Annotated in this window: 16 protein-coding genes and 2 pseudogenes; 13 read left to right on the top strand and 5 right to left on the bottom strand. The window is 64.6% G+C overall.

The window, feature by feature from the left end; translation table 11 throughout:
- Position 1: 1 nt before the first annotated feature.
- The 5 genes from OKW52_RS14030 to OKW52_RS14010 all read right to left on the bottom strand — a co-directional run bounded on the left by OKW52_RS14030 (position 2) and on the right by OKW52_RS14010 (position 6,188).
- Complete coding sequence (locus OKW52_RS14030; RefSeq protein ID WP_264506273.1) at positions 2–1,573, bottom strand: Re/Si-specific NAD(P)(+) transhydrogenase subunit alpha; 1,572 nt, start codon at positions 1,571–1,573, stop codon at positions 2–4.
- Between the two features lie 446 nt (positions 1,574–2,019).
- A complete protein-coding gene (locus OKW52_RS14025) occupies positions 2,020–2,808 on the bottom strand; it encodes an FAD binding domain-containing protein (protein WP_264506272.1) in 789 nt (262 codons plus the stop codon).
- Positions 2,809–2,820: 12 nt separating this feature from the next.
- Positions 2,821–5,202 carry a xanthine dehydrogenase family protein molybdopterin-binding subunit gene (locus OKW52_RS14020; RefSeq protein WP_264506271.1) on the bottom strand — a complete coding sequence of 794 codons (2,382 nt, stop codon included), beginning with the start codon at positions 5,200–5,202 and terminating at the stop codon, positions 2,821–2,823.
- Positions 5,203–5,298: 96 nt separating this feature from the next.
- Complete coding sequence (locus OKW52_RS14015; RefSeq protein ID WP_264506270.1) at positions 5,299–5,706, bottom strand: hypothetical protein; 408 nt, start codon at positions 5,704–5,706, stop codon at positions 5,299–5,301.
- Complete coding sequence (locus tag OKW52_RS14010) at positions 5,703–6,188, bottom strand: (2Fe-2S)-binding protein (RefSeq protein ID WP_264506269.1); 486 nt, start codon at positions 6,186–6,188, stop codon at positions 5,703–5,705. The genes OKW52_RS14015 and OKW52_RS14010 overlap by 4 nt, the downstream gene beginning before the upstream one ends.
- Positions 6,189–6,417: 229 nt before the next feature.
- Between OKW52_RS14010 and purQ the strand changes: the two genes are divergently transcribed.
- From purQ to OKW52_RS13945, 13 genes and pseudogenes are all read left to right on the top strand, one after another.
- A complete protein-coding gene (purQ, locus tag OKW52_RS14005; protein WP_264506268.1) occupies positions 6,418–7,086 on the top strand; it encodes a phosphoribosylformylglycinamidine synthase subunit PurQ in 669 nt (222 codons plus the stop codon).
- A gap of 108 nt (positions 7,087–7,194) precedes the next feature.
- Positions 7,195–8,911, top strand: a pseudogene (locus tag OKW52_RS14000) (sensor histidine kinase).
- Between the two features lie 87 nt (positions 8,912–8,998).
- Positions 8,999–10,372: a sigma-54-dependent transcriptional regulator gene (locus OKW52_RS13995; RefSeq protein WP_264506267.1), complete on the top strand. Its 1,374-nt coding sequence runs from the start codon at positions 8,999–9,001 to the stop codon at positions 10,370–10,372.
- Between the two features lie 629 nt (positions 10,373–11,001).
- The gene (locus OKW52_RS13990) at positions 11,002–13,941 is read left to right on the top strand and encodes an Rne/Rng family ribonuclease (RefSeq protein WP_264506266.1); all 2,940 of its coding nucleotides are present in this window, start codon (positions 11,002–11,004) and stop codon (positions 13,939–13,941) included.
- Positions 13,942–14,042: 101 nt separating this feature from the next.
- Positions 14,043–14,795, top strand: coding sequence for a cytochrome c biogenesis CcdA family protein (locus OKW52_RS13985; RefSeq protein WP_264506265.1), 753 nt, complete (start codon positions 14,043–14,045; stop codon positions 14,793–14,795).
- 253 nt (positions 14,796–15,048) lie between these two features.
- Positions 15,049–16,269 carry a thioesterase domain-containing protein gene (locus OKW52_RS13980; RefSeq protein ID WP_264506264.1) on the top strand — a complete coding sequence of 407 codons (1,221 nt, stop codon included), beginning with the start codon at positions 15,049–15,051 and terminating at the stop codon, positions 16,267–16,269.
- 5 nt (positions 16,270–16,274) lie between these two features.
- Positions 16,275–17,638: pseudogene (locus tag OKW52_RS13975) on the top strand (cytochrome P450).
- Positions 17,639–17,854: 216 nt separating this feature from the next.
- Entirely contained in the window at positions 17,855–18,886 is a 1,032-nt protein-coding gene (locus OKW52_RS13970) for a TRAP transporter substrate-binding protein (RefSeq protein ID WP_264506263.1), read from the top strand.
- A gap of 83 nt (positions 18,887–18,969) precedes the next feature.
- Positions 18,970–19,974: a TRAP transporter small permease subunit gene (locus tag OKW52_RS13965; protein WP_264506262.1), complete on the top strand. Its 1,005-nt coding sequence runs from the start codon at positions 18,970–18,972 to the stop codon at positions 19,972–19,974.
- 12 nt (positions 19,975–19,986) lie between these two features.
- Positions 19,987–21,372 (top strand): TRAP transporter large permease, encoded by a 1,386-nt coding sequence (locus OKW52_RS13960; protein ID WP_264506261.1) that lies wholly within the window; start codon positions 19,987–19,989, stop codon positions 21,370–21,372.
- 69 nt (positions 21,373–21,441) lie between these two features.
- Positions 21,442–22,035 carry a LysE family translocator gene (locus OKW52_RS13955; RefSeq protein WP_264506260.1) on the top strand — a complete coding sequence of 198 codons (594 nt, stop codon included), beginning with the start codon at positions 21,442–21,444 and terminating at the stop codon, positions 22,033–22,035.
- Positions 22,036–22,097: 62 nt separating this feature from the next.
- Entirely contained in the window at positions 22,098–22,472 is a 375-nt protein-coding gene (locus OKW52_RS13950; protein ID WP_264506259.1) for a hypothetical protein, read from the top strand.
- Between the two features lie 66 nt (positions 22,473–22,538).
- Positions 22,539–23,702, top strand: coding sequence for an isovaleryl-CoA dehydrogenase (locus OKW52_RS13945; RefSeq protein ID WP_264506258.1), 1,164 nt, complete (start codon positions 22,539–22,541; stop codon positions 23,700–23,702).
- Position 23,703: the final 1 nt, after the last annotated feature.

Below are 23,703 nucleotides of genomic sequence, written 5' to 3'. Positions count from 1 at the left end.
CTTACGATTTCTGGAACATGGCAAGCATGCGCCGGGTGACCATGAAGCCACCAAAGATGTTGATCCCGGCCATGAACACCGCCAGCGCCGCAAGGATCACCACCAGCCAGCTGCCCGAACCGATCTGCATCAGGGCACCCAGAATGATGATCGACGAGATCGCATTGGTCACGGCCATCAGCGGCGTGTGCAGCGAATGACTGACATTCCAGATGACCTGAAAACCGACGAAGCAGGCCAGCACGAAGACGATGAAGTGCGACATGAAGCTGGCGGGGGCAAAGAACCCGGCAAGCAGCAGAAGGCCACCACCGACGCCAAGCAGCGTGAACTGGCTCTTGGTCTGCGCCTTGAACGCCGCAACCTCGGCAGCGCGCCGTTCTTCAACGGTCAGCTCCTTGGCCTTCTCCTTGGGCTTGGCCGCCGCGATGGCCTTCACCTTGGGCGGCGGCGGCGGGAAGGTGATCTCACCCCCATGCGCCACGGTCGCGCCGCGGATCACGTCATCTTCCATGTTATGAACGATGACGCCGTCTTTTCCGGGCGTAAGATCAGCCAGCATGTGACGGATATTGTTGGAATAAAGCGTCGAGGCCTGTGTGCCCATCCGGCTGGGGAAGTCGGTGTAGCCGATGATCGTCACGCCATTGGCGCTGACGATCTTCTCGTCCGGCACCGTCAGATCGCAGTTGCCGCCACGCTCGGCGGCAAGGTCAACCACGACCGAGCCGCGCTTCATCAGCGCCACCATGTCCTCGGTCCACAGCTTGGGGGCCGGGCGTCCGGGGATCAGGGCGGTGGTGATGACGATGTCGACGTCGGGAGCCAGTTCGCGAAATTTCGCCAACTGCTTTTCGCGGAACTCAGGGCTGGAGGGGGCGGCATACCCGCCGGTCGCAGCGCCGTCCTGAGCCTCTTCAAAGTCCAGATAGACGAAGGACGCACCCATCGATTCGATCTGCTCGGCCACTTCGGGGCGAACGTCGAACGCCATGGTGATCGCGCCCAGCGAGGTCGCAGTACCGATGGCCGCCAGACCGGCAACACCGGCGCCGACGATCAGCACCTTGGCGGGGGGGACCTTGCCCGCAGCGGTCACCTGACCGGTGAAGAAGCGGCCAAAGTTGTTGCCCGCCTCGATCACCGCGCGGTAGCCGGCGATATTGGCCATCGACGACAGCGCATCCATCTTCTGCGCGCGGCTGATCCGCGGGACCATGTCCATCGCAACGACGGTGGTGCCGCGCTGCTTGGCCAGGTCCAGCATTTCAGGGTTCTGGGCTGGCCAGAAGAACGCGATCAGCGTCTGGTCGGCGCGCAGACGGCCGAGCTCTTCGATCTTCGCCTCGCGGACCTTGACGACCACATCCGCGGTCTCGAAAAGGGCCTCGGCCGTGGGGACAATCTCAACCCCGGCGGCAGCATACGCGGCGTCTTCAAAGCCCGAAGCGGCACCCGCTCCGGCCTCGATGATGCAGCTATGCCCCAGCTTTTGCAGCAGTAACGCCGAATCCGGCGTCATGGCGACCCGGTTTTCACCCGGGTAAATTTCTCTCGGTGCCCCGATCTTCACGTTGGTCCTCCATTGCAAGGGCCGGGCGAGGCGCCGCCCGATGTTTTCGTGCCGTTGCTGCATACCCCGCGCAAGATTATTTCACAAGCGCGTGTGGGCGCTAACGCTCCCCAAGTCGGTGGCGTTGCATGGTTGCACTAGCGACAGTGAGGGACCGGAATGAGGCGTCGCCGTGGCGGAAAGCCTGCGTCGCCAGCACCGATGGAAACCGGGAAGGGGGGCCTTGCCCCCCTCTTGGCCTGACGGCCAATTCACCCCCCAGGATATTTAAGGACAGATGATAAGGGTTCGTTAACCACGCCTCATCATCTGTCTGCAAATATCCACGGGGGATTTTCAAGGGGGCGCGTGCGTCCCCCTTGAAGCGGGCGTGGGTGGCAACCCACGCGGCGCGAGGGGGCTCGATGCCCCCGAGCGCCGCACCTGCAGGGTGCGATACCCGCCGGTCAGTGCGCCGCCGACACTGCCCGGCGCGTCATGACGCCCACCAGATGCGCGCGGTAGGCAGGCGTGCCGTGCAGGTCGCCGATCATGCCGTCAGCCTCACCCGCCATGCCTTTGAGCGCATCGGCCGAGAAGTTGGACGACAGCGCCGCCTCACCCTCGGACCAGCGGAACACGCCGCCCTCGGAGGCACCCGTGATCGCGACGCGCACGCCATCGGCGTATTGCGCGACGAACGCCCCGGTCAGCGCGAAACGTGAGGCCGGTTGCAGGAACTTGGCATAGGCCGCCTTCTGCGGGATCGGGAAGCGGACAGCGGTGATGATCTCGCCGGGTTCCAGCGCCGTGGTGAACATGCCCTGAAAATAATCATCCGCCGCAATCTCGCGGTTCGACGTGACAATCGTTGCGCCCGAGGCCAGCACCGCCGCCGGATAGCAGGCCGAGGGGTCATTGTTGGCCAGCGAGCCGCCGATGGTGCCGCGGTTGCGCACGGCCGGGTCGCCGATCTGCCCCGCCAGTTCCGCCAGCGCCGGGTAATGCGCGGCGGCCTCTTTCGCCACGGTGGCGTGCAGCGTGGCCGCGCCGATCACCAGCGTGTCGCCCTCACGCTTGACGCCCTTCAGCTCGGCGATGCCGGTCAGCGAGACCAGCGTCCCGGGCGCGTTGAGGCGCTGTTTCATCGACGGCAGCAGGGTTTGCCCGCCCGAGAGCGGCTGCGCCTCGTCATCGCTGAGCGCCTTGACGGCTTCCGCAACACTGGATGGTTTCACAAAGTCAAAATTATACATGCCGTGGCTCCCTTATTTCGCCTGCATGGCGGCCCAGACGCGCGACGGCGTCACGGGCATGTCGATGTGTTTGACGTGACTGTAACCGCCCCGGTGCAGCGCGTCGATAACCGCGTTGACCACTGCGGGGGGCGATCCGATCGCCCCAGCCTCGCCGCAGCCCTTCACCCCTAGCGGGTTATGGGTGCAGGGCGTCTGGCAGCTGTGATCGACAGTGTAGAACGGCACATCATCGGCGCGCGGCATGGCGTAGTCCATATAGGACGCCGAGACGAGCTGACCGTTCTCGTCATAGGTCGTGTTCTCGCACAGCGCCTGGCCGATGCCCTGACCGACGCCGCCATGCACCTGACCTTCAACGATCATCGGGTTGACCACATTGCCGAAATCATCGGCGCAGATGAATTCGGCGACCTCGACGCGGCCGGTATCGGCGTCGACCTCGACCTCGCACAGATAGGCCCCGGCAGGATAGGTGAAGTTGCCCGGATCGTAGAAGGCGGTCTCTTCCAGCCCCGGTTCCAGCGTTTCCAGCGGGTAGTTGTGCGGGACATAGGCCGAGAAGGCGATTTCGCCAAAGCTTTTCGCCTTGTCGGTGCCCGCCACGGTGAAGTTGCCGTTGGCAAAGACGATGTCGTCCTCGGCGGCTTCGAGCATATGGGCGGCGATCTTCTTGCCCTTGGCGACGATCTTGTCGACCGCCCGGTCGATGGCCGAGCCGCCGACCGACAGCGAACGCGAGCCATACGAGCCCATGCCGAACGGGATCTTCGACGTATCGCCGTGGACAATCTCGATCGACGATTCGGGAATGCCCAGCCGCTCGGACACCAGCTGCGCGAAGACCGTCTCATGCCCTTGCCCGTGGCTATGGGCACCGGTCATCACGCTGATGTTGCCGGTGGCGTTGACGCGCACAGTGGCGGCCTCATAGAGGCCAACCCGCGATCCCAGCACACCCGCCAGATGAGACGGTGCCAGTCCGCAGGCCTCGACCCAGGTCGACAGCCCCATGCCGCGCAGCTTGCCGCGTTTGGCGCTGTCGGCGACGCGGGCCTCGAACCCGGCGACATTGGCCATCTGCATGGCCTTGTCGAGCGTCGCGCCGTGGTTGCCGGTGTCATAGTTCAGCCCGACCGGGGTGGCGTAGGGGAACATGTCCGGCGTGATGAAATTTTTGCGGCGGACCTCGAACGGATTGAGGTTCAGCTCGCGGCACATCTTGTCGATGACGCGCTCCAGCGAGTAGGTCGCCTCGGGCCGGCCCGCGCCGCGATAGGCGTCGACGGGGGCGGTGTTGGTGAACACGGCTTTCACGTTCACATAGACATTCGGCACCGTGTAGGGTCCGGCCATCAGCGTGCCATGCAGGAACGTCGGCGTGGCGGTCGAGAAGTTCGACAGATACGCGCCGACATTGGCCAGCGTTTCGGTGCGGATGGCAAGGAAATTGCCCTCGAGATCCGTCGCCAGTTCGATCTTGGTCAGGTGGTCGCGGCCATGCGCGTCGGACAGAAAGCTTTCCGAACGTTCCGCTGTCCAGCGCACCGGGCGGGCCAGTTTGCGCGCGGCGGCCAGAACCAGCGCTTCTTCGCCGTAGTGATAGATCTTGGACCCAAAACCACCGCCCACATCGGGGGCGATCACGGTCAGCTTGTTCTCGGGGATACCCATGACAAAGGCCGAGACCAGAAGCCGCGTCAGGTGCGGGTTCTGCGACGTGGTGGTCAGTTTGTAATCGCCGGTGCCGGGGAAATACTCGCCGATCGAGGCGCGCGGCTCCATCGCGTTGGGGACCAGACGGTTGTTGATCAGCTCCAGCGTGGTGACATGGGGGGCGGCCTTGATGGCAGCGTCCACGGCGGCGCGGTTATCCTCGATCCAGCCCCAGTCGAAGCACAGGTTGTCGGGGATTTCGTCATGCACCCGGTTGTCCGCATTGGCGACGGCGCGTGCCATGTCGACGATGGGCGAGAGTTCTTCGATCTCGGTATCGGCGGCCAGTTGCTCGGCGGCGTCCTTGGCCTGGGCGTAGGTCTCGGCGATCACGGCGGCATAGGCGTCACCGACGTGGCGGACCTTGCCATGGGCCAGAACCGGGCGCTTGGGCTCGCGCATCGGCGTGCCGTCGCGGCTGTTGATCAGCCAGCCCGCAGGGTTCCCGCCGACGTCCTTGAAATCCTCCCCCGTGAAGACTGCGAGCACGCCGGGCATCTCTGCCGTGGCTTTCGTGTCTATGGACACGATACGCCCATGCGCCACGGTCGAGCGGCAGAACACGGCATAGGTCTGGCCGTGCAGGCTGAGATCGTCGGTATAGTTGCCGCGACCGGTCAAAAAGCGAATATCCTCGCGCCGCTTGGAGCTGGCGCCAATGCCACCGTCTTTGGGCATAGTTTCCTCCCTGAAACTCTGCGTGCAGGCCTGCGGCCTACGGTTCACGTCTTGTCGGCTCCGGCCTTCCCGCGTGGGGCGCAGCCGGGGCCGGGATCATTTGCCCGGTGAACCCGGATCGCGCACGTCGCCTTGCTGACCGGGCGTATTCCAGCGCTGCACAATGGCCTCAACGGCTGCGATGCGGTCGGATTCCGGCCCGGTGCTGAACGCGGTTACCAGCGCAGCCGAGACATGCGAATCGCGGTAAGGGCAGGCGATCTGCACCGACACGTCGCCGGGTTGCAGATGGTAGGCATCCACCGACCACGAACCCGTGGCCATCGTCGCCCCGGCGTTCTGCGCTTCCCTGATATAGCCGCTCAACGAACGCTCGGCCCGCGCGATGCAGGCGTCCGGTGCACCGCCTTCGCCCATGTCGCTGGTGTAAAACCCATCGGCCTGTGCCAGCGCAGGCAGACAGGCAAGCGCTGCGGCAAGGGCGAGTTTGCGCAGGGCGGTCACTCGGCGGCCATGACGTTGGCATCCTGTCCTGACGCTGCTAGCACCGCCTTGACGATGTTGTGGTAGCCCGTGCAGCGACAGATGTTGCCTTCGAGGTAATGACGGATCTCGGATTCAGTCGGTTTGGGGTTCTCTGCCAGCAGGGCCGAGGCCGACATCACCATGCCCGGCGTGCAAAAGCCGCATTGCAGGCCGTGGTGGTCCTGAAACGCCTGCTGGATCGTGTTCAGCGAGCCATCGGCGTTGGCCATGCCCTCGATCGTAGTGACAGTGCCGCCATCGGCATCCATCGCCAGCAGGGTGCAGCTTTTCACCGCCTTGCCGTCCAGATGCACGACGCACGCGCCGCATTGGCTGGTGTCGCAGCCGATATGGGTACCGGTCAGGCCCAGCGTGTCGCGCAGAAACGAGGCGAGCAGCGTGCGGCCTTCGGCCTCGCCCGACATCGACTTGCCGTTCACGGTCAAAGTAACCTTGGTCATGAATCCCTCCCTTAGGATGGCAGCATGTAAGCACGCTGCAAAAAGTGGCGATATGCCACCTTAGGACTATCTGACGCGTTCGCAACGTGACAGTCACACTGATATGCCTGCCACACAGGGAAACTGCAGGGCAGGGTGTGCTGGTGCCTGAGCAAAGCCGGCCAAAGCCTCTTTCCCCCGGCGTCCCGGCGCAGTAAGGAAGGCCATCATCACACCAGCGGAGGCGCGCATGAAAGCTGCCGTCATCACCTTTCCGGGCTCCAACTGCGACCGCGACCTTGCCGTTGCCTTCGAGGCGGCAGGGGCCGAGGTCACGCGGGTCTGGCACAAGGATGCCGCGCTGCCCGAGGGCATCGATATCGTCGGCATCCCCGGCGGCTTCTCGTTTGGCGACTACCTGCGCTGCGGTGCGATTGCGGCGCATTCGCCCATCGCCAAGGCCGTGATCAAACACGCCGAGCGTGGCGGCTATGTTCTGGGCGTCTGCAACGGCTTTCAGGTGCTGGTGGAAACCGGCCTGCTGCCGGGTGTGCTGATGCGCAATGCCGGGCTCAAGTTCATCTGCAAGCCCGTAGAGCTGCGGGTGACCACCACCGACAGTGCCTTTACCCGGGGCTACAGCCTTGGCGACACGGCAGTGATCCCGGTTGCCCACCATGACGGCAACTATCAGGCTGACCCCGAAACGCTGCTGCGCCTGTCAGGCGAGGATCGCGTGGCGTTCCGGTATGCGCAGAACATCAACGGGTCCATGGACAGCATCGCCGGCATTCTGTCGGAAAACCGTCGCGTGCTGGGCCTGATGCCGCACCCTGAGCGCGCGATCAGCGCTGAGCACGGCGGCACGGATGGCATGGCGATGTTTGACGGCTTGATGGGCGCCTTGGCGCTTACCTGACGTGCGCGCGCCCCGGCGCGGCTTGAGGCCGCCCGTTTCGCCGCATAGATTGGCGCCATGACGGACGAGACCCGACTATCTGCCCCCTTGGCAGCATTGCGCAGCGGCATGCCAGCATGGGGCAAGGCTGTCGTTGGTGTATTGCTGGTGATCGCCGTCGCCGTTGTCTGGGTCATGGACGACTGGTTGAGCGAAAGCTTTACCGTCGACACGCGCAACCGGGCCGAATTGCGGCTGGTCTTGTACGCAGGCAACATCGAAGCCGAAATGCAGCGCACGCAGATCGTGCCGATCCTGCTGGCCCGCGACCCGGTCCTGCGCGAAGCCCTGCAGAATGGCAATTACGCCTCGATCTCGCAGCTGCTGATCGGCCTGCAATCCGAGGTTGGTGCCGCATCGATCGAACTTCTCGATATCTCGGGCCGGGTTGTTGCTGCGACGGACCGCAACCGGCTTGGCGTGACCCGCACCTCGGAATCGCTGTTCATCGAAGCACGCCGCGCCAATGACACGATCTTTGCCGTTCAGCCCCGCGATTCCGGTGGCTATGGCTTTGGCTACTCGCGGGCTTTGCGCGCGAACGGGCAGGTGCTGGGCGTGGTCACGGTCGAGGTCGATCTGGCCAAGTTCGAACGCTCGTGGGCCGGGTTCTCGGATGCCGTCGCACTTCTGGACAGCGAAGGCCGGATCATTCTGGCAACCGAGCCGCGCTGGCGCGGCCGGACCGAGGGCGAAGCCCTTGAGCTGCGCGACGCGCCTTCGGCCATCGAATGGGCGCTGCGCTACACGGCCGATCTGGCCGGGCGCGGGCCGGATGCGTTCTTGTCGAACGAAGCGGTTCTGCGGTCCGAGAGCCGCGTGCAGCATCGCGGCTGGCGGCTGATCAGCTTCACCACCTATGACGGCGTGCGCGAGAAGGTGAACGGCGTTCTGGCGCTGATCATCATGGGATCTCGCACTGCTGCTGGCGATGGTGTTCTATATCTTCTCGCGCCGCGCGTGGTCGCAATCCGCGCGGTTCGAGCAGGAATCGGTCGAGCTGCGCCAGCTGAACCTGCGCCTGCAACGCGAGATTGCGGCGCGCGAAAAGGTGCAGGAAGAACTGCATGTTGCGGAACAGACGCTGGTGCAATCCTCGAAACTGGCGGTGCTGGGCGAGATGTCGGCCGCGGTCAGCCATGAGCTCAATCAACCGCTTGCGGCAATGAAGACCTATCTGGCCGGGGCGCGGCTGTTGCTGACCCGGCGGCGCTCGGAAGAGGCGCTGGTCAGTTTCCAGCGCATCGATGACCTGATCGACCGCATGGGCGCGATCACCCGCCAGCTGAAAAGCTTTGCGCGCAAGGGGGGCGACGCCTTTGCGCCCCTGGACCTGCGGTCCTCGGTGACCGAGGCCCTGGCGATGATGGAACCGCGCCTGCGCGAACGCCGGGTGCTGGTGGTGCGCACGCTGCCCAAAGACCCGACCATGGTGATGGGCGACCGGCTGCGGCTGGAACAGGTGATCATCAACCTGATGCGCAACGCCGTCGATGCAACCCGTCAGGCCAATGCGCCGCAGATCGAGATCCTGCTGACGCAGGGCGACACCGTCACGCTGACCATCCGCGACAACGGGGCAGGGATCGCCGAGATCGAAAAGATCTTCGAGCCCTTCTACACGTCCAAGAAACCGGGCGAGGGGGTCGGCCTTGGGCTGGCCATTTCGTCGGGCATTATCGCCGACCATGGCGGTCGGCTGACCGCTCATAACCTGCCCGAAGGCGGCGCCGCGTTCGAGATTGCGTTACCCGTGCTGGTGAACGCCGGACAAACCGTTGCATGACGTGGTATACACGCAGCCTGTGCGCTGCACCCTGCACGCACTGACCGACAGAGAGACTATGAATTTGAGATCACACGGAGACCTTTCATGAGCGCCCCAGAGAGCGCCGTCGCGCCCGCCACGGCCCAGGCCCTGCGCAGCCCCACGCGGATTGTCATCATCGACGACGAACAGGACATGCGCGCCTCGATCAGCCAATGGCTGTCGTTGTCGGGATTCCAGCCCGAAACCTACGCCAGCGCCGAAGAGGCCCTGTCGGTTCTGGGGCCGGATTTCCCCGGCATCGTGGTCAGCGACATCCGCATGCCCGGCATGGACGGCATGGCGCTGCTCAAGAGGCTGATGGGGCTGGACGCGACGCTGCCGGTGATCCTGATCACCGGGCATGGCGACGTGCCGATGGCGGTCGAGGCGATGCGGCTGGGGGCGTGGGATTTTCTGGAGAAACCCTTTGATCCCGAACGCATGGCCGATCTGGCCCGCGCCGCCCTGAAGGCGCGCGCGCTGGCGCTGGAAAGCCGGGCGCTGCGCAACGAATTGGCCGATGGCAGCACGCTGATGCGCCGCCTCGTCGGCAACTCGTCGGAAATGGTGCGCCTGCGTGAAGATCTGCTGGATTACGGGCAGGCCGATGGTCACGTGCTGATCGACGGTGAAACCGGCACCGGCAAGACGCTGGTGGCGCATGCGCTGCACGCTGTCGGCCCGCGCGCCGGGCGCAAGTTCGTCAGCGTCTCCTGCGCCGGGGTCGAGGATGACGCGCTGGCCGCGCGGCTGTTCGGCCCGGTTGCGCTGGGAGGGTTGCCGCTGGTTGAAGAAGCCCGCGGCGGTACGCTCTGCCTTGAGGACGTCGAGGCGCTGAGCCCGGCGCTGCAAGGGCGGCTTCTGACCTTCATCAATGACCAGCCCGCACCGCCCGCGACGCGAATCGTGGCGATCTGTAACGACCACGGGCCGGGACGAACGCTGGAAGACGTGCTGCGCCCGGATCTGTACTACCGGCTGGCCGCGATGAAACTGACCCTGCCGCCCCTGCGCACCCGCGGTGAGGATATCCTGGCGCTGTTCAAAAGCTATGCCACGGATTATTCGGAAGAATACGGCTGTCCGTCGCCGGACCTGAGCGCACAGGACGCGGCTTATCTGCTGCAGGCACCCTGGCCGGGAAACATCCGCCAGCTGATCTCGATCGCCGAACAGGCGGTGTTGCAGAACCGGCGTGGGTCGGGCTCGGTGGTGTCTTTGGTGATGGCCGAGAACGAGGCATCCGGCGGCGCGCTGACCACCGAAGGCAAGCCGCTGAAGGACTATGTGGAAGCGTTCGAGCGTACGCTGATCGACAACACGATGCGGCGCCACAAGGGCTCGATCGTCGCGGTGATGGAAGAACTCTGCCTGCCGCGCCGGACGCTGAACGAGAAGATGGCGAAATACGGCCTCAGCCGGGCTGACTACGTCTGAGCACGTAAGGCGGGGGGCTTCCGGCCCCCGTCGCCATTGTCTCTCGGATCAATGGCGTTCCAATGGCGCCCCCTCTGGACACCCCCCCGTTGATATTTTCAGACAGACAATGTGCTTAACGTTTCGTTAACCATGCTCATTTTCTGTCTCCAAGTATCCCGGGGGTGAATGCGCCCTGGCGCAGAGGGGGCTGGCCCCCCTTCTTTTTCTTGGCTGGCGTGACGAGGGACGCGTGGCCTCATCAGGACCTGTCGCATTTTACCCATTGAACAGTAGTCCGCTTCCCCCCTATGCTAAGTTAGCAACCTGTCACGCGACTGTTGCGCGAAATTCATGGCTCAACTCTCCCGCAAGGTGAGATTTGGGCGGGATCGGCCCTCAAAGCCGTCGGATTGCCCGGTCAGACCCTCGTGTCGGCCCGGACTTTAAAGGGCGCTGCCTGCAACAGGCAGCGTCGGAGCCTGCAACCGCGATGCCAGACTGTGCATCAGCTTGGAACGTGAACGGGACGCGCGAAATCGCCGCCCTCCGTCCGCTGTCGCATGGCATTGCCCCCACCTTACCCCCCGATGCTCAGGCGCGCGGTCCCTCCGGACCGGGCGATGTGGCGCGCGGGGCAGCGAGACACCATGGGAAAGAAACTCCTCATCGACGCCACGCACGCGGAAGAAACCCGCGTCGTGGTTCTGGACGGCAACAAAGTCGAGGAATTTGATTTTGAAACCATCCACAAACGGCAACTTGCCGGTAACATCTATCTAGCCAAGGTCACGCGGGTCGAACCCTCGTTGCAGGCGGCGTTCGTCGATTACGGCGGCAACCGTCACGGCTTTCTGGCCTTTGCCGAGATCCACCCGGATTACTATCAGATCCCCGTCGCGGACCGCAAAGCGCTGCTTGAAGAAGAGCGCGCCATGGCCCGCGATCAAGACGATGAGGGCAACCGCCGCTCGTCGCGCCGCCGCCGTGGCGATGACAAGCCCGCCAAAGGCGAAGCCAACAGCGACGCCACCACCGAAGATCAGGCCGAGGATCAGCCCGCCGCGGATGCCCAACAGGAGGCTCTGTCCGGGTCTGCCATCGACAACACTGCGGACGCAGCGCAAGCGCCGGTGGTTGAAGAGGCCCCGGTCGCCGAGCCCGCTGCCGTTGACGCCCCGGCGGCTGAAACGCCTGCCACTGACGTAGAGCCCAGGGCACCGATGGCGGCTCAAGCCGAAGGCACCGAGCTGCGCACCTATGGCGCGATGGATATCGTCGAGCTGGAAGAAGAGGCCGACGGCGACGACGAAGACCACAGCGACGACGACGACGAGAAGCCGTTCCGCGCCGCGGACAACGCCAGCGACCGCGACGACCAGATCGAATCGGTCGCCGATGAGGATGTCTCGGACGAGGTGCGCCCGCAGCGCCGCTCGCGCGCGCGCCGCTACAAGATCCAGGAAGTCATCAAGGTCCGGCAGATCATGCTGGTCCAGGTGGTCAAGGAAGAGCGCGGCAACAAAGGCGCTGCCCTCACGACTTATCTGTCGCTGGCCGGTCGCTATTGCGTGCTCATGCCCAACACCGCGCGCGGCGGTGGCATCAGCCGCAAGATCACCAACGCAGCGGATCGCAAGAAGCTCAAGGAAATCGCCGGCGAGTTCGACGTGCCCGAGGGCGCGGGCCTGATCATCCGCACGGCCGGTGCCAACCGCACCAAGCCCGAGATCAAGCGCGACTATGAATACCTGTTCCGCGTCTGGGAGCAGATCCGCGATCTGACCCTGCGCTCGATCGCCCCGGCACCGATCTATGAAGAGGGCAACCTCATCAAGCGGTCGATCCGCGATCTCTATAACAAGGACATCGACGAGGTTCTGGTTGAAGGCGAGGCGGGCTACCGCACCGCGCAGGACTTCATGCAGATGATCATGCCGTCCCACGCGAAAAGCGTCGTTCACTATCAGGAAGCGATGCCGCTCTTTGCGCGTTTCCAGGTCGAAAGCTATCTGGCGGCGATGTTCAATCCGACGGTTCAGCTGAAATCGGGCGGTTACATCGTCATCGGCGTGACCGAGGCGCTGGTCGCCATCGACGTCAACTCGGGCAAGTCGACGCGTGAAGGGTCCATCGAGGATACCGCGCTGAAGACCAACCTCGAAGCCTCGGACGAAGTGGCGCGCCAGTTGCGTTTGCGTGACCTTGCCGGTCTGATCGTGATCGATTTCATCGACATGGAAGAGCGCAAGAACAACGCCGCCGTCGAGAAGCGTCTGAAAGACGCGCTGCGCAGTGACCGGGCGCGCATTCAGGTCGGCCGCATCTCGGGCTTCGGCCTGATGGAGATGAGCCGCCAGCGTCTGCGCCCCGGCATGATCGAAGCGACGACCCAGCCGTGCCCGCATTGCCACGGCACCGGCCTGATCCGTTCGGACAATTCTCTGGCGCTGCAGATCCTGCGCGCGCTGGAAGAAGAGGGCACGCGCAACCGCTCGAAGGAAGTGCTGGTCAAGGCGCCCTATGGCATCGTGAACTATCTGTTCAACGCCAAGCGCGAACATCTGGCGCAGATCGAGCTGCGCTATGGCATGGCGATCCGGATCGAGGGCGACGCGTCGCTGGTCAGCCCGGATTACGCGATCGAGAAGTTCAAGACCGCCACGCGGATCGTGAGTGTTCCCTCGACGCCGGTGGTATCGCTGGACGCGCAGACGATGTCCTCGGTTGATGACGCCATGGCGGATTACGTCGAAGACGAGATCGAGGCCGAGGGTGAAACCGAGGCGGTCGTGGAAACCCGCGAAGAGGCATCGGACGACTCGGGCGATACCCGGGGCGAGGGTGACGGCAGCAAGCGCAAGCGTCGCCGTCGGCGTCGTCGGCGCGGGGGTCAGAACGGCGAGTCGACTGGTGACGATGAGTCGAACGGTGACGACGAGTCGGGCAACGCCGAGAGCGCGGACGATACGGGCGATGAGCCGGTAGCGGCTGAGGAACCGGCAGAGGCCGTCGAGGCCGCTCCGGCTGAAGCTGAGGCACCGGCCGAGGCTGAAAAGCCCGTGCGCAAGCGCCGGTCGCGGGCCCGTAAACCCAAGGCGGACGAGGCGGAGGGTGAAGCCGCCGTCGAGAGCGCGGTCGAAGCACCGGCTGCCGACGCCGCCCCGGCTGACGTCACCGCAGAAGCCGAGGCCGCTGCGCCGCGCAAACGGACGCGCACGCGCCGCAAGCCCAAGGCAGAGACGGAAGCGGCAGAGGCCGTAGCCGCAGCGCCTGAAGCACCGGTCGAAACGCCCGTGGAAACCCCGGTTGAAGCGCCCAGCGAAACGCCCGTCGAGGCGCCCGTTGAAGCGCCGACGGAGGCCCCTGTGGAAACGCCGGTCGAGGTGCCAGCGGAAGCGCCCGTTGAGGCACCGGCAACGACCGTTGTCGAAGTGCCAGTTGTCGAGGCACCTGCAGTGGAAGTCGCCGTCGAGGCGCCGGTCGCCAAGGGAGCCGACGCCGAGCCGATACCGGCCGAGGCTGCCGAAGAGCCTGCGACCGACCCGTCGCGCCCGCGCCGTGCGGGCTGGTGGGCCCGCAAGAGCTGATCCGCGACGCGGTGACGCACTGATACGAACGTGAGCCGCGCCCCCCGTGACGAATGGGGGGCGCGTCTTTATTGGTGAAAGCCACAAGCGGAGTCTGGCCCATGTTCGGCATCGACCTTTTCGACGCGGCCCTGTTGCCCTCACTGATCGTCGCGCTGCTGGCCGGGCTGTTGTCGTTTCTCAGCCCCTGCGTGCTGCCCATCGTGCCGCCTTATCTGGCCTATATGTCGGGCATCTCGATGCGCGAGCTGACCGATGGCAAGAAGGGCCCCAGTGCCGCGACCGTGCCCGCGCTGTTCTTCGTCATGGGCCTGAGCACGGTGTTCCTGCTGCTGGGCTTCACGGCGTCCAGCCTTGGCCGGCTGTTTCTGGAATACCGCGAGACCTTCGCCCAGATCGCCGGGGTCGTGGTGATCGTCATGGGGCTGCATTTTCTCGGGCTGTTCAGGATCGGCTTCCTGATGCGCGAGGCTCGGCTCGAGGCCGGTAATCGCGGGGGATCGGCCTTTGGAGCCTATGTGCTGGGCCTGGCCTTCGCGTTTGGCTGGACGCCGTGCATCGGGCCGATTCTGGGCATGATCATCTCGCTGGCCGCGAGCGAAGGGTCGGTCACCCGTGGCACCGCGCTGCTCGCGGCGTATGCGGTGGGCCTCGGCCTGCCGTTCCTGCTGGCCGCGATCTTCATCACCCGCGCGATCGGGCTGATGAACCGGATCAAGCCGTGGATGGGGATGATCGAAAAGGTCATGGGCGTGTTGCTGGTGGTGGTCGGGATCGCATTGATTACCGGCGCGATGGCCTCGTTCTCGTTCTGGCTGCTGGATGTGTTCCCGTTCCTCGGCCAGATCGGGTAAGGCGGGGGGCTGCTCGCCCCCCGCGCCCCCGCGCCAGAGGAGGGGGCACGCCCCCACCTCTGGACTCCTCCCGTGGATATTTTCAGACAGAAAATGCTAATTAGCGACCTGTTAACCATGCGCCTCTTTGCTCTTGAAATATCCCGGGGGTGAATGCGCGTCAGCGCAGAGGGGGCTGGCCCCCTCGCTTCGCTTCCGGGTTCCCAGCGGCAGGCCTTTGGCGTAGCGTAGCTGTCAAAACGGTGGGGCGAGTATGAGCGGCACGGTGGGACAAGTGCGCAGACGGCGGGTGTTTTACGTGCCCGGGTACGACCCGTTCCCACCCCGGCGCTACCGCGAGCTGTATCGCCGCGAGGGGCCGGCGCAGGCGGCAATCTCGGGCTATACCTTGACCCTGCAGCCAGCCCCCAAGGCCGAGGGGCGCTATGCCTGGCAGGTCCACACCGCCATCGACGGTCTCGAAACCGAGGCGCAGATCGACGTCTTGGTCTGGGCCGATCTGGTCCGTGCCAGCATGGAGCGCGGAATCGTTGCGACCTACCTGCTGCTCGTTCGCACCTTGTGGACCTTCCTGCGCACCGGCGCGATCCCGGCGATGCTGCGGTTCCGGCCCTTGTCGATGCTCACGGCCGCCTGGCCCGTGGGGATGTTGCTGGGGCAGTTGCTGCTTGCGCTGTTTGTGGCGGGGATGGTGTGGTGGGGGCTTGCAGCGTTTGTCGGTGGCTGGGCTGCGCATCTTATGGGCGCGGTTCTGGGCGTGGGGATTGTCGGCGGCTTTCTGGCGGCGTTCCGTCGGTTGGATGCCAAATTCTACGCCTATTACCTGCTTTATGATTTTGCCGAGGTCGCGGCGCACAACGGCGCGTACAGCCCGGAACTGCAGGCCCGGCTCGACCATTTCGCCGATCTGGTCACCGAGGCGCTGACCGACGGCGCGGAGGAGGTGTTGATCATCGGCCATTCCTCGGGTGCCGCGCTGGCGGTGACGCTGGCGGCGGCGGTCGAGCGGCGGGGGGTTCCCGTCAGCGGCGCGAAACTGGCGCTGCTCACGCTGGGTCAGGCGATCCCGATGCAGGCTTTCCTGCCCGATGCGCAGCGGTTGCGGGCGGATGTGCAGCAGGTGGCCGGAAGTTCCGCGATCACCTGGGTCGATGTGAGTGCCAAAGGCGATGGCGTGTGTTTCTGGCTGACCGATCCGGCGGGGGTTTGCGGCGTGGCCAACGCCCAGACGCATCAGCCACTGGTCTTCTCGGCCGCGTTCTCGGAAGCGTTGAGCGCCGAGAAGTGGCACCGCATCCGGCGCAAGTTCTTTCAGGTGCATTTCCAGTACCTTGCCGCCTTCGACCGGCCCCGCGACTACGACTATTTCCAGATCACGGCAGGCCCCGTGCTGCTGGCCGACCGTTACCGGGACCGCGCACCCTCGCCACAGGTGGAGCGCCGCGCGTTCTCGCCGCATCGGAGCGTTGCGTGAGCCCGATCATCCCGCCCAAGCCGCCCGCGCGCGAAGGGCGGTTTGCCTTCTGGCGCTATCTGCGCTCGTTCCGGCGCGATATTCTGTCGGCGAACCCCGAGCGCCTGTACCGCGCCAAGATGGCCGAGTTTCGCATCCCGTTCCTGCACACGTTTCTGGTAAACGAGCCCTCCCTGTGGCGGCGGGTTCTGAGCGAAGAGCCGCTCAACTTCCCCAAGTCGCCGCGCATGGTGGCGGGGTTGGAGCCGTTGCTGGGGCAGGGTGTCTTTCTGACCAACGGAGCCGCGTGGCAGCGTCAGCGCCGCATCATCGACCCGGCGTTCGAAGGCGGTCGGCTGCGCGATACCTACCCGGCGATCCGGGCGGCGGGCGCGGCAACGGTGACGCGGTTGCACGCGCTGGCCGGGCAGGGGCCGCTCGATATCGAAGCGCAGATGAGCCATTCGACGGCGGATGTGGTCTTTCGCACGCTGTTTTCGGTGCCGATCGAGGACACCACGGCCACAGCCGTCTTTCAGGCGTTCCGTGCCTATCAGGGCACGCAGCCGCTGCTGAACCTTGCGGCCTTTCTGCCCCTGCCGCGCTGGATGCCGAAGTTTCACCGCCGTGCGACGGTGAAAGCAGCGCAGCGTATCCGCGCGCTGATCCGCGATCTGGTCTCGGCCCGCCGCGCCGCGATTGCGGCGGGGGTGGCACCCGATGATCTGGCGACCAAGATCATGACCACCGTAGACCCGGTCGACGGCAAGCCCTTCGATGATGCCGAGATGGTCGATCAGGTGGCAGTGTTCTTTCTGGCCGGGTACGAGACCTCGGCCTCGGCCCTTGGCTGGGCGCTGTATCTGCTGGCATTGGACCCAGGCTTGCAGGACCGTCTGGCCGAGGAAGCAGCGCGAGAGCTGGGCGGCCGCGAAGATTTCAGCGCGGTCAGCCGCCTGAAACTGGCGCGTGATGTGTTCCGCGAGGCGCTCCGCCTGTATCCGCCAGTCCCGATGATGGTGCGTGAGGCCGCGTGCCCGGTTGAATTTCGCGGGCGCAAGGTCGAGGCGGGGGCGCAGGTGGTCCTCAGCCCGTGGCATCTGGGGCGAAATCCGACGATCTGGAAGGATGCCGACGCGTTTTGCCCTCATCGCTGGCAAACGCCTGAAGGGCGGGCCGCGGCGCGGGACGGGTTCATCCCGTTTTCATCGGGTCCACGCGCCTGTCCGGGGGCAGGGTTCGCCATGGTCGAGGGACCGCTGTTGCTGGCAATGATCGTGCGGGCGCTGCGTGTGGCGACGGTCGAGGGCAAAACCCCCGCCCGGTGGCGCAGTTGACCGTCCGCTCGCAAGACGGGATCTGGCTGTCGCTGACGCCACGCGACCGTTGAGTCAGAAAGCCTGACCGCGGCCAATTTTTTCTTGGACAGATTGGTAAGAAAGTTTTACCTCTTTGAGTGTGGAGGACGGCTGTGACGCGGGCGCACCCTGAGGAGGGGCACGGCGGTGATCACACAAGGTTTGCCTTCACAGTCGTTAAAAAAGGCGGCCGCCGGGACGGAGAAGGGAACTCCGCCTGGACAATGACCGCTCTCAGGGAGAGAGACATGAAAAAAATTCTGACCACTTCTGCCTTGGTCGCCAGCCTGTTCGCCGGTGGCGCGCAGGCTCAGCAGACCTGGAACCTGCAATCCACCTATCCCGGCTCGCTGCCGCAACTGGGCACGTTGGGCATCCGCATTGCCGAGCAGATCACCGCGATCACCGGCGGCGACATCACCGTGACCTTCCAGAATCCGGGCGGCGTTGTGCCGGCGCTCGAAGTGTTTGACGCTGTGGGTTCGGGCGCGGTGGAAGCCGGTTGGTCCACCCCCGGTTACTGGGCGGGTCGTGTGCCTGCGCTGCAGCTCTTGGCGGCTGTGCCCTTTGGTCCGCGCGCCTCGGAATATCTGGCATGGCTGAAGTTCGGCGGCGGCGAGCAGTTCCTTGAAGAGCTGTACGAGCCCCACAACATCAAGTCGATCATCTGCGCCGTCATCGCGCCCGAAGCCTCGGGCTGGTTCCGCGAAGAGATCACCTCGCTTGAGGATCTGCGCGGTCTGAGCATGCGTTTCTTTGGCCTTGGCGCCAAGGTCATGGAGCGCATGGGCGTGTCGACGCAGCTCTTGGCCGGTGGCGACATCTTCCCGGCGCTGGAACTGGGCACCATTGATGCGACCGAGTTCTCGATGCCCGCCATCGACCTTAACCTCGGCTTCTATCAGGTTGCGTCGCACTACTACTTCCCGGGCTGGCACCAGCAGTCGACCTTCTTTGATCTGATGATCAACCTCGACCTGTGGGAAAGCCTGGACGAGCGCACGCAGCTGATGATCAACACCGTGTGCGACGCCAACATCGCCTATGGTCTGGCCGAGGGCGAAGCGATTCAGGTCGACGCGCTGCGCGAGCTGGAGGAAGAGCACGGCGTGCAGATCCACCGCTGGACGGATGAGGAACTGGCCGGGCTGCAAGCTGCCTGGGACGAGGTTGCCGCCGAGCTGGTCGCCGAGGACGAAGATTTCGCCCGCGTCTACGAGAGCTACACCACCTTCCGCCAGAACTATGTCCGCTGGCGCGATCTGGCCTATCTGGACTGATCGCCTGACGATCTGACACCAAGGGGCGTCCCGGTCACGGGACGCCCTGACTGTTCTGCAGACATCGAAGGGGCAGGCACGCCATGGGCACGCTACTGTCGATCATTACCCTGATGGCATCCGCCGTCATCGTCGTCCTCGATCCGACGCCGATGCTGGTGTTTTACGCGCTGGGTGTGATCATCGTTTCGCATATCGGAGCCTGGCTGCTCAAGTCGGGACCGGGCTGGTTTATGGCGGCATCGCTGCTGGGCTGGTCATCCATCATGTTTTCCACGCCGCTGGCCCTGACCACGACACAGCTGAACCAGCTGGCCCGACTGGTGCGCCGACAGCGCGATGGTTGGGAAGAGGCGCAGGTCACGCTCGATTTCTTCGAACCGCTGGTGCCCTATGCCAAACCGCTCTTGATCGCGGCGACGGTGTTCTTTCTGGTGCTTGCCGTGCTGGCCCTGCGCGGCGCAGCGGTGGGCGCGTTTCGCTACATGATGGACGCCTCGCGCGGGCTGGCAGCGGCCTGCACGACCGTCGGCAAGGCGGCGGCGTTTTTGTTCCTGCCGATGATGCTGATCATCCTCTATGACGTCATCCAGCGGAAATATCTGGGCTGGAGCCCGGATTTCACCAACACCGACTGGTACAAGACCTTCACCTCGACCCGTTTGCAGGAAATGGAGTGGCACTTGCACGCCACGCTGTTCCTGCTGGCGTTGGGTTATGGCTATGTCCATGACGCGCATGTGCGCATCGAGCTGGTGCGCGACACGCTGCGCCCGCGCACACGGGCGTGGATCGAGCTGTTCGGCGCGCTCTTGTTCATGGTGCCCTATTGCTATGTCGTCATCGAATACGGCAGCGAGAACGCCCTGCGCGCCTATAACATCGGCGAGGGGTCGGATGCGCTGACCGGCTTGCCGTATCGCTTCATCATCAAGGGGATGCTGCCGCTCGGCTTCGTCTTCGTGGCTCTCGCGGGCCTGTCGGCGGCGCTGAAATGCGTGGTCTATCTGTTCGGCCCGGCCAGTATGCGCGCCGAGTCGGGGCAATACGCGGGTGACACCCAACACGGCCAGGCGGCCGAGGCCTGATCGGGGAAACGCATGGACACTCTCATTTACCTCATGCCGCTGATCATGTTCGGCGTGCTGGCTCTGGTGCTTTTCAGCGGCTACCCGGTCGCCTTCATCCTTGGTGGCGTCGCCCTGCTCTTTGCGGTGCTGGGCGACTGGGCCGGGGTCTTCCGGCTGGACCAGATCCAGCTGATCCCGCTCAGGATCTACGGCGGGACGATGGCCAGTCTGGTGCTGGTGGCGATCCCGATGTTCACCTTCATGGGCACGATGCTGGAGAAATCCGGCGTCGCGGCGGACCTGCTGGAAGCGCTGCAAGTGCTTTTGCGCCGGGTGCCGGGTGGTCTGGCGCTGTCGGTCACGCTGATGGGCACGATCATGGCGGCCACCACGGGGATTATCGGGGCTTCGGTCGTGATGATGACGCTGATGGCGCTGCCGGTGATGATGAAGGCGAATTACTCGATCCCGCTGGCCACCGGCACCATTGCCGCCTCGGGCACGCTGGGCATCCTGATCCCGCCGTCGATCATGCTGGTCATCATGTCCGACCTGCTGTCGGTGCCGGTCGGCACGGTGTTCATTGCCGCCGTCCTGCCGGGGTTGATGCTGGCGGTGCTCTACACCGTCTATATCTTTCTGCTCTGCCGCTGGAAGCCGCATCTGGCCCCGCCGATGCCCGATGACATTGGCCCTTCGACGCGGGCCGAGCTGTGGAAGATGATCTTCCGCTCGTTCCTGCCGCCGATCCTGTTGATCACGGCGGTGCTGGGTTCGATCTTTGCCGGGCTCGCCACACCGACCGAAGCCTCGGGCGTGGGCGCGGCAGGGTCGGTGGTGCTGGCCGCGTTCAACCGCCGCCTGACCTGGGAGACGTTCAAGGATGTGTGCTACCGCTCGTCCCTGACCGGGGCGATGCTGTTCGGCATCTTCGTCGGCGCCACCGCGTTCAGCTTTGTGTTCAAGGCGACCGGCGGCGAGCATCTGATCGTCGAGTTCATCCAGAACTCGTCGGCGGGCCCGTGGTCGATCCTCTTCGTGCTGATGGCCATGGTGTTTGCACTGGGGTTCTTCTTTGACTGGATCGAGATCACGCTGATCGTGCTGCCGATCTTTGCGCCCATCGTGGCCTTGCTCGATTTCGGCGGGCATGTCGGTGCGTGGCCGGGGATTTCCGAGCCGATCGTGATCTGGTTCCTGATCCTTGTCGCGGTGAACCTGCAGACCAGCTTCCTGACACCACCGTTTGGCTTTGCGCTGTTCTACCTCAAAGGTGTCGCACCGCCCGAGGTCAAGATCCAGATGATCTACAAAGGCATCATCCCCTTCGTGATGCTTCAGGTCCTGGGGCTTATCCTGTGTGTGATCTTCCCGCATATCGTTCTGTGGTTGCCAAGTTTCGTCCTTGGCGAATAGAACCTAAGGCACTGAACGCAGTATCCGGGCGGCAGAGACCCTGCCGCCCGTTTTTCCATGGAGCCTGCCATGTTTTTCGATCCGCTGCTCTATGGCTTCGTCTTTCTTGGCCTGTTCACGCCGGGGCCGAATGTGATCATGCTCACCGCCTCGGGCGCGCGGTTTGGTTTCCTGCGCACGCTGCCGCATCTGTTCGGTGTCGTGGTCGGCGTCGGCATCACCGCCGGGGTCACGGCGATGGGCGTGGGCGCGGCGGTGCAGGCGTCATCGCTGCTCAACCTATTGCTGCGACTGGGGGCAGGCGGTTTCATCCTGTGGATGGCCTGGGGTCTCTGGCAAGCCTCGTCCAAGCCGCGCAAGGCCGCTGATCCGGACGACAAGCCGCTGTCATTCTTTGGGGCGGTGCTGTTCCAGTGGATCAACCCCAAGGTCTGGGCCGTCGCCTTCGCCGCTTCAGCCGGTTACGGCGCGGGGCAGGAAGCGTGGTTCGAGGCCGCGCGCCTTGCCACGGCGTTTTCGTCGCTCAACCTTATGGTCTGCCTGTTCTGGACCGCCGCCGGATCGCTGCTGACCGCGCTTCTGGCCGCACCCACGGCGTGGAAAGTGTTCTTGCGCATCATGGCGGTGTTGCTGGCGGTCACGACGCTGCTGATCTTCCGCTGACGCAATCGTTGGTTGCACCGTCACGCAGCGCGTGGCTTTTTGAGCGGCGAGGAGGCACAAGAATGCGTGACAAACCCCGCGATCCGGCCCGCGAAAAGGCCAAGACCAACGCCCGCCAGCGCAAGATCTGTTCCAATTCGTCCGACAAGGCCTCGCGCAAGAACGCACCTCGGATCAAGGCGGCGGGCAACCGCAGCCTCAGGCGGCTGGACAAGGCGGCGCTGGCACTCGCCCCGGAAGACGCGGCGCTGCAGCCCGAAGGTCTGAAAACCCGGCCCCGCCCATGGGGCACCGACAACGCCGCCGTGCGCCGGGCTGATCGCGCGGATGAGCGTGCGTGGCTTGATGCCACCCCGATTGGCGAGGGCGAACGCCCCGGACGCCGCCGCGCGTCGCTACGTCACGGCGTGCCATCCGCCGAGGGCGACGGGAATTAGTTTGACCGAATCCGGGCATCCCGGTATTTAATGAACAAGCGTTCAATTCCGGGGAGGGAAGCGACCATGTTCACCGCATCAATGAAATTCGACCTGGGCGAGGATGTGAACGCGCTGCGCGACGCCGTGCACCGTTTCGCGCAAGACCGCATCAAGCCGCTGGCGGCCGAGACCGACCGCACCAACGCCTTCCCCAACGCGCTGTGGACCGAACTGGGCGACATGGGTCTGCTGGGCATCACCGTGTCCGAGGAGTACGGCGGCGCGGGTATGGGCTATCTGGCCCACGCCGTCGCGGTCGAGGAAATCGCCCGTGCCTCGGCTTCGATCAGCTTGAGCTATGGCGCGCATTCCAATCTGTGTGTGAACCAGATCAAACTGAACGGCTCGGACGAGCAGAAGGCGAAATACCTGCCCGGTCTGGTCAGCGGCAAGCACGTCGGTGCCTTGGCGATGTCTGAAGCGGGGGCGGGGTCGGATGTGGTCTCGATGACCCTGCGGGCCGAGAAAAAGAACGACCGCTTCGTGCTGAACGGTACGAAATACTGGATCACCAACGGCCCCGATGCCGACACGCTGGTCGTCTATGCCAAGACCGATCCGGCGGCGGGATCCAAGGGGATCACGGCCTTCCTGATCGAGAAAACCATGAAGGGCTTCTCGACCAGCGCGCATTTCGACAAGCTGGGCATGCGCGGCTCGAACACCGCCGAGCTGGTGTTTGAAGACGTCGAGGTGCCGTTCGAGAACATCCTCGGCGAAGAAGGGCGCGGCGTGCGCGTGCTGATGTCGGGGCTGGACTATGAGCGCGTGGTGCTGGCCGCCATCGGGCCGGGGATCATGGCGGCCTGTCTCGATGAGGTCATGCCCTATGTGACCGAGCGCAAGCAATTCGGCCAGCCCATCGGGAATTTCCAGCTGATGCAGGGCAAGATCGCGGATATGTACACCGCGCTGAACTCGGCGCGCGCCTATGTGTACGAGGTCGCCAAGGCCTGCGATCGCGGCGAAGTCACCCGCGCCGATGCCGCCGCCTGCTGCCTTTACGCCAGCGAACAGGCGATGGTGCAGGCGCATCAGGCGGTGCAGGCGATGGGTGGGGCGGGGTTCATGAATGACAGCGCCGTCAGCCGCTTGTTCCGCGATGCCAAGCTGATGGAGATCGGTGCGGGCACGTCGGAAATCCGCCGCATGCTGGTGGGTCGTGAACTGATGGGATCAATGAGCTGAG

The organism is Pararhodobacter zhoushanensis (assembly GCF_025949695.1).
Classification (GTDB): Bacteria; Pseudomonadota; Alphaproteobacteria; order Rhodobacterales; family Rhodobacteraceae; genus Pararhodobacter; species Pararhodobacter zhoushanensis_A.
Note: the sequence above shows the minus strand (reverse complement) of the source record. Positions and strands in the feature narration are given on the sequence as shown.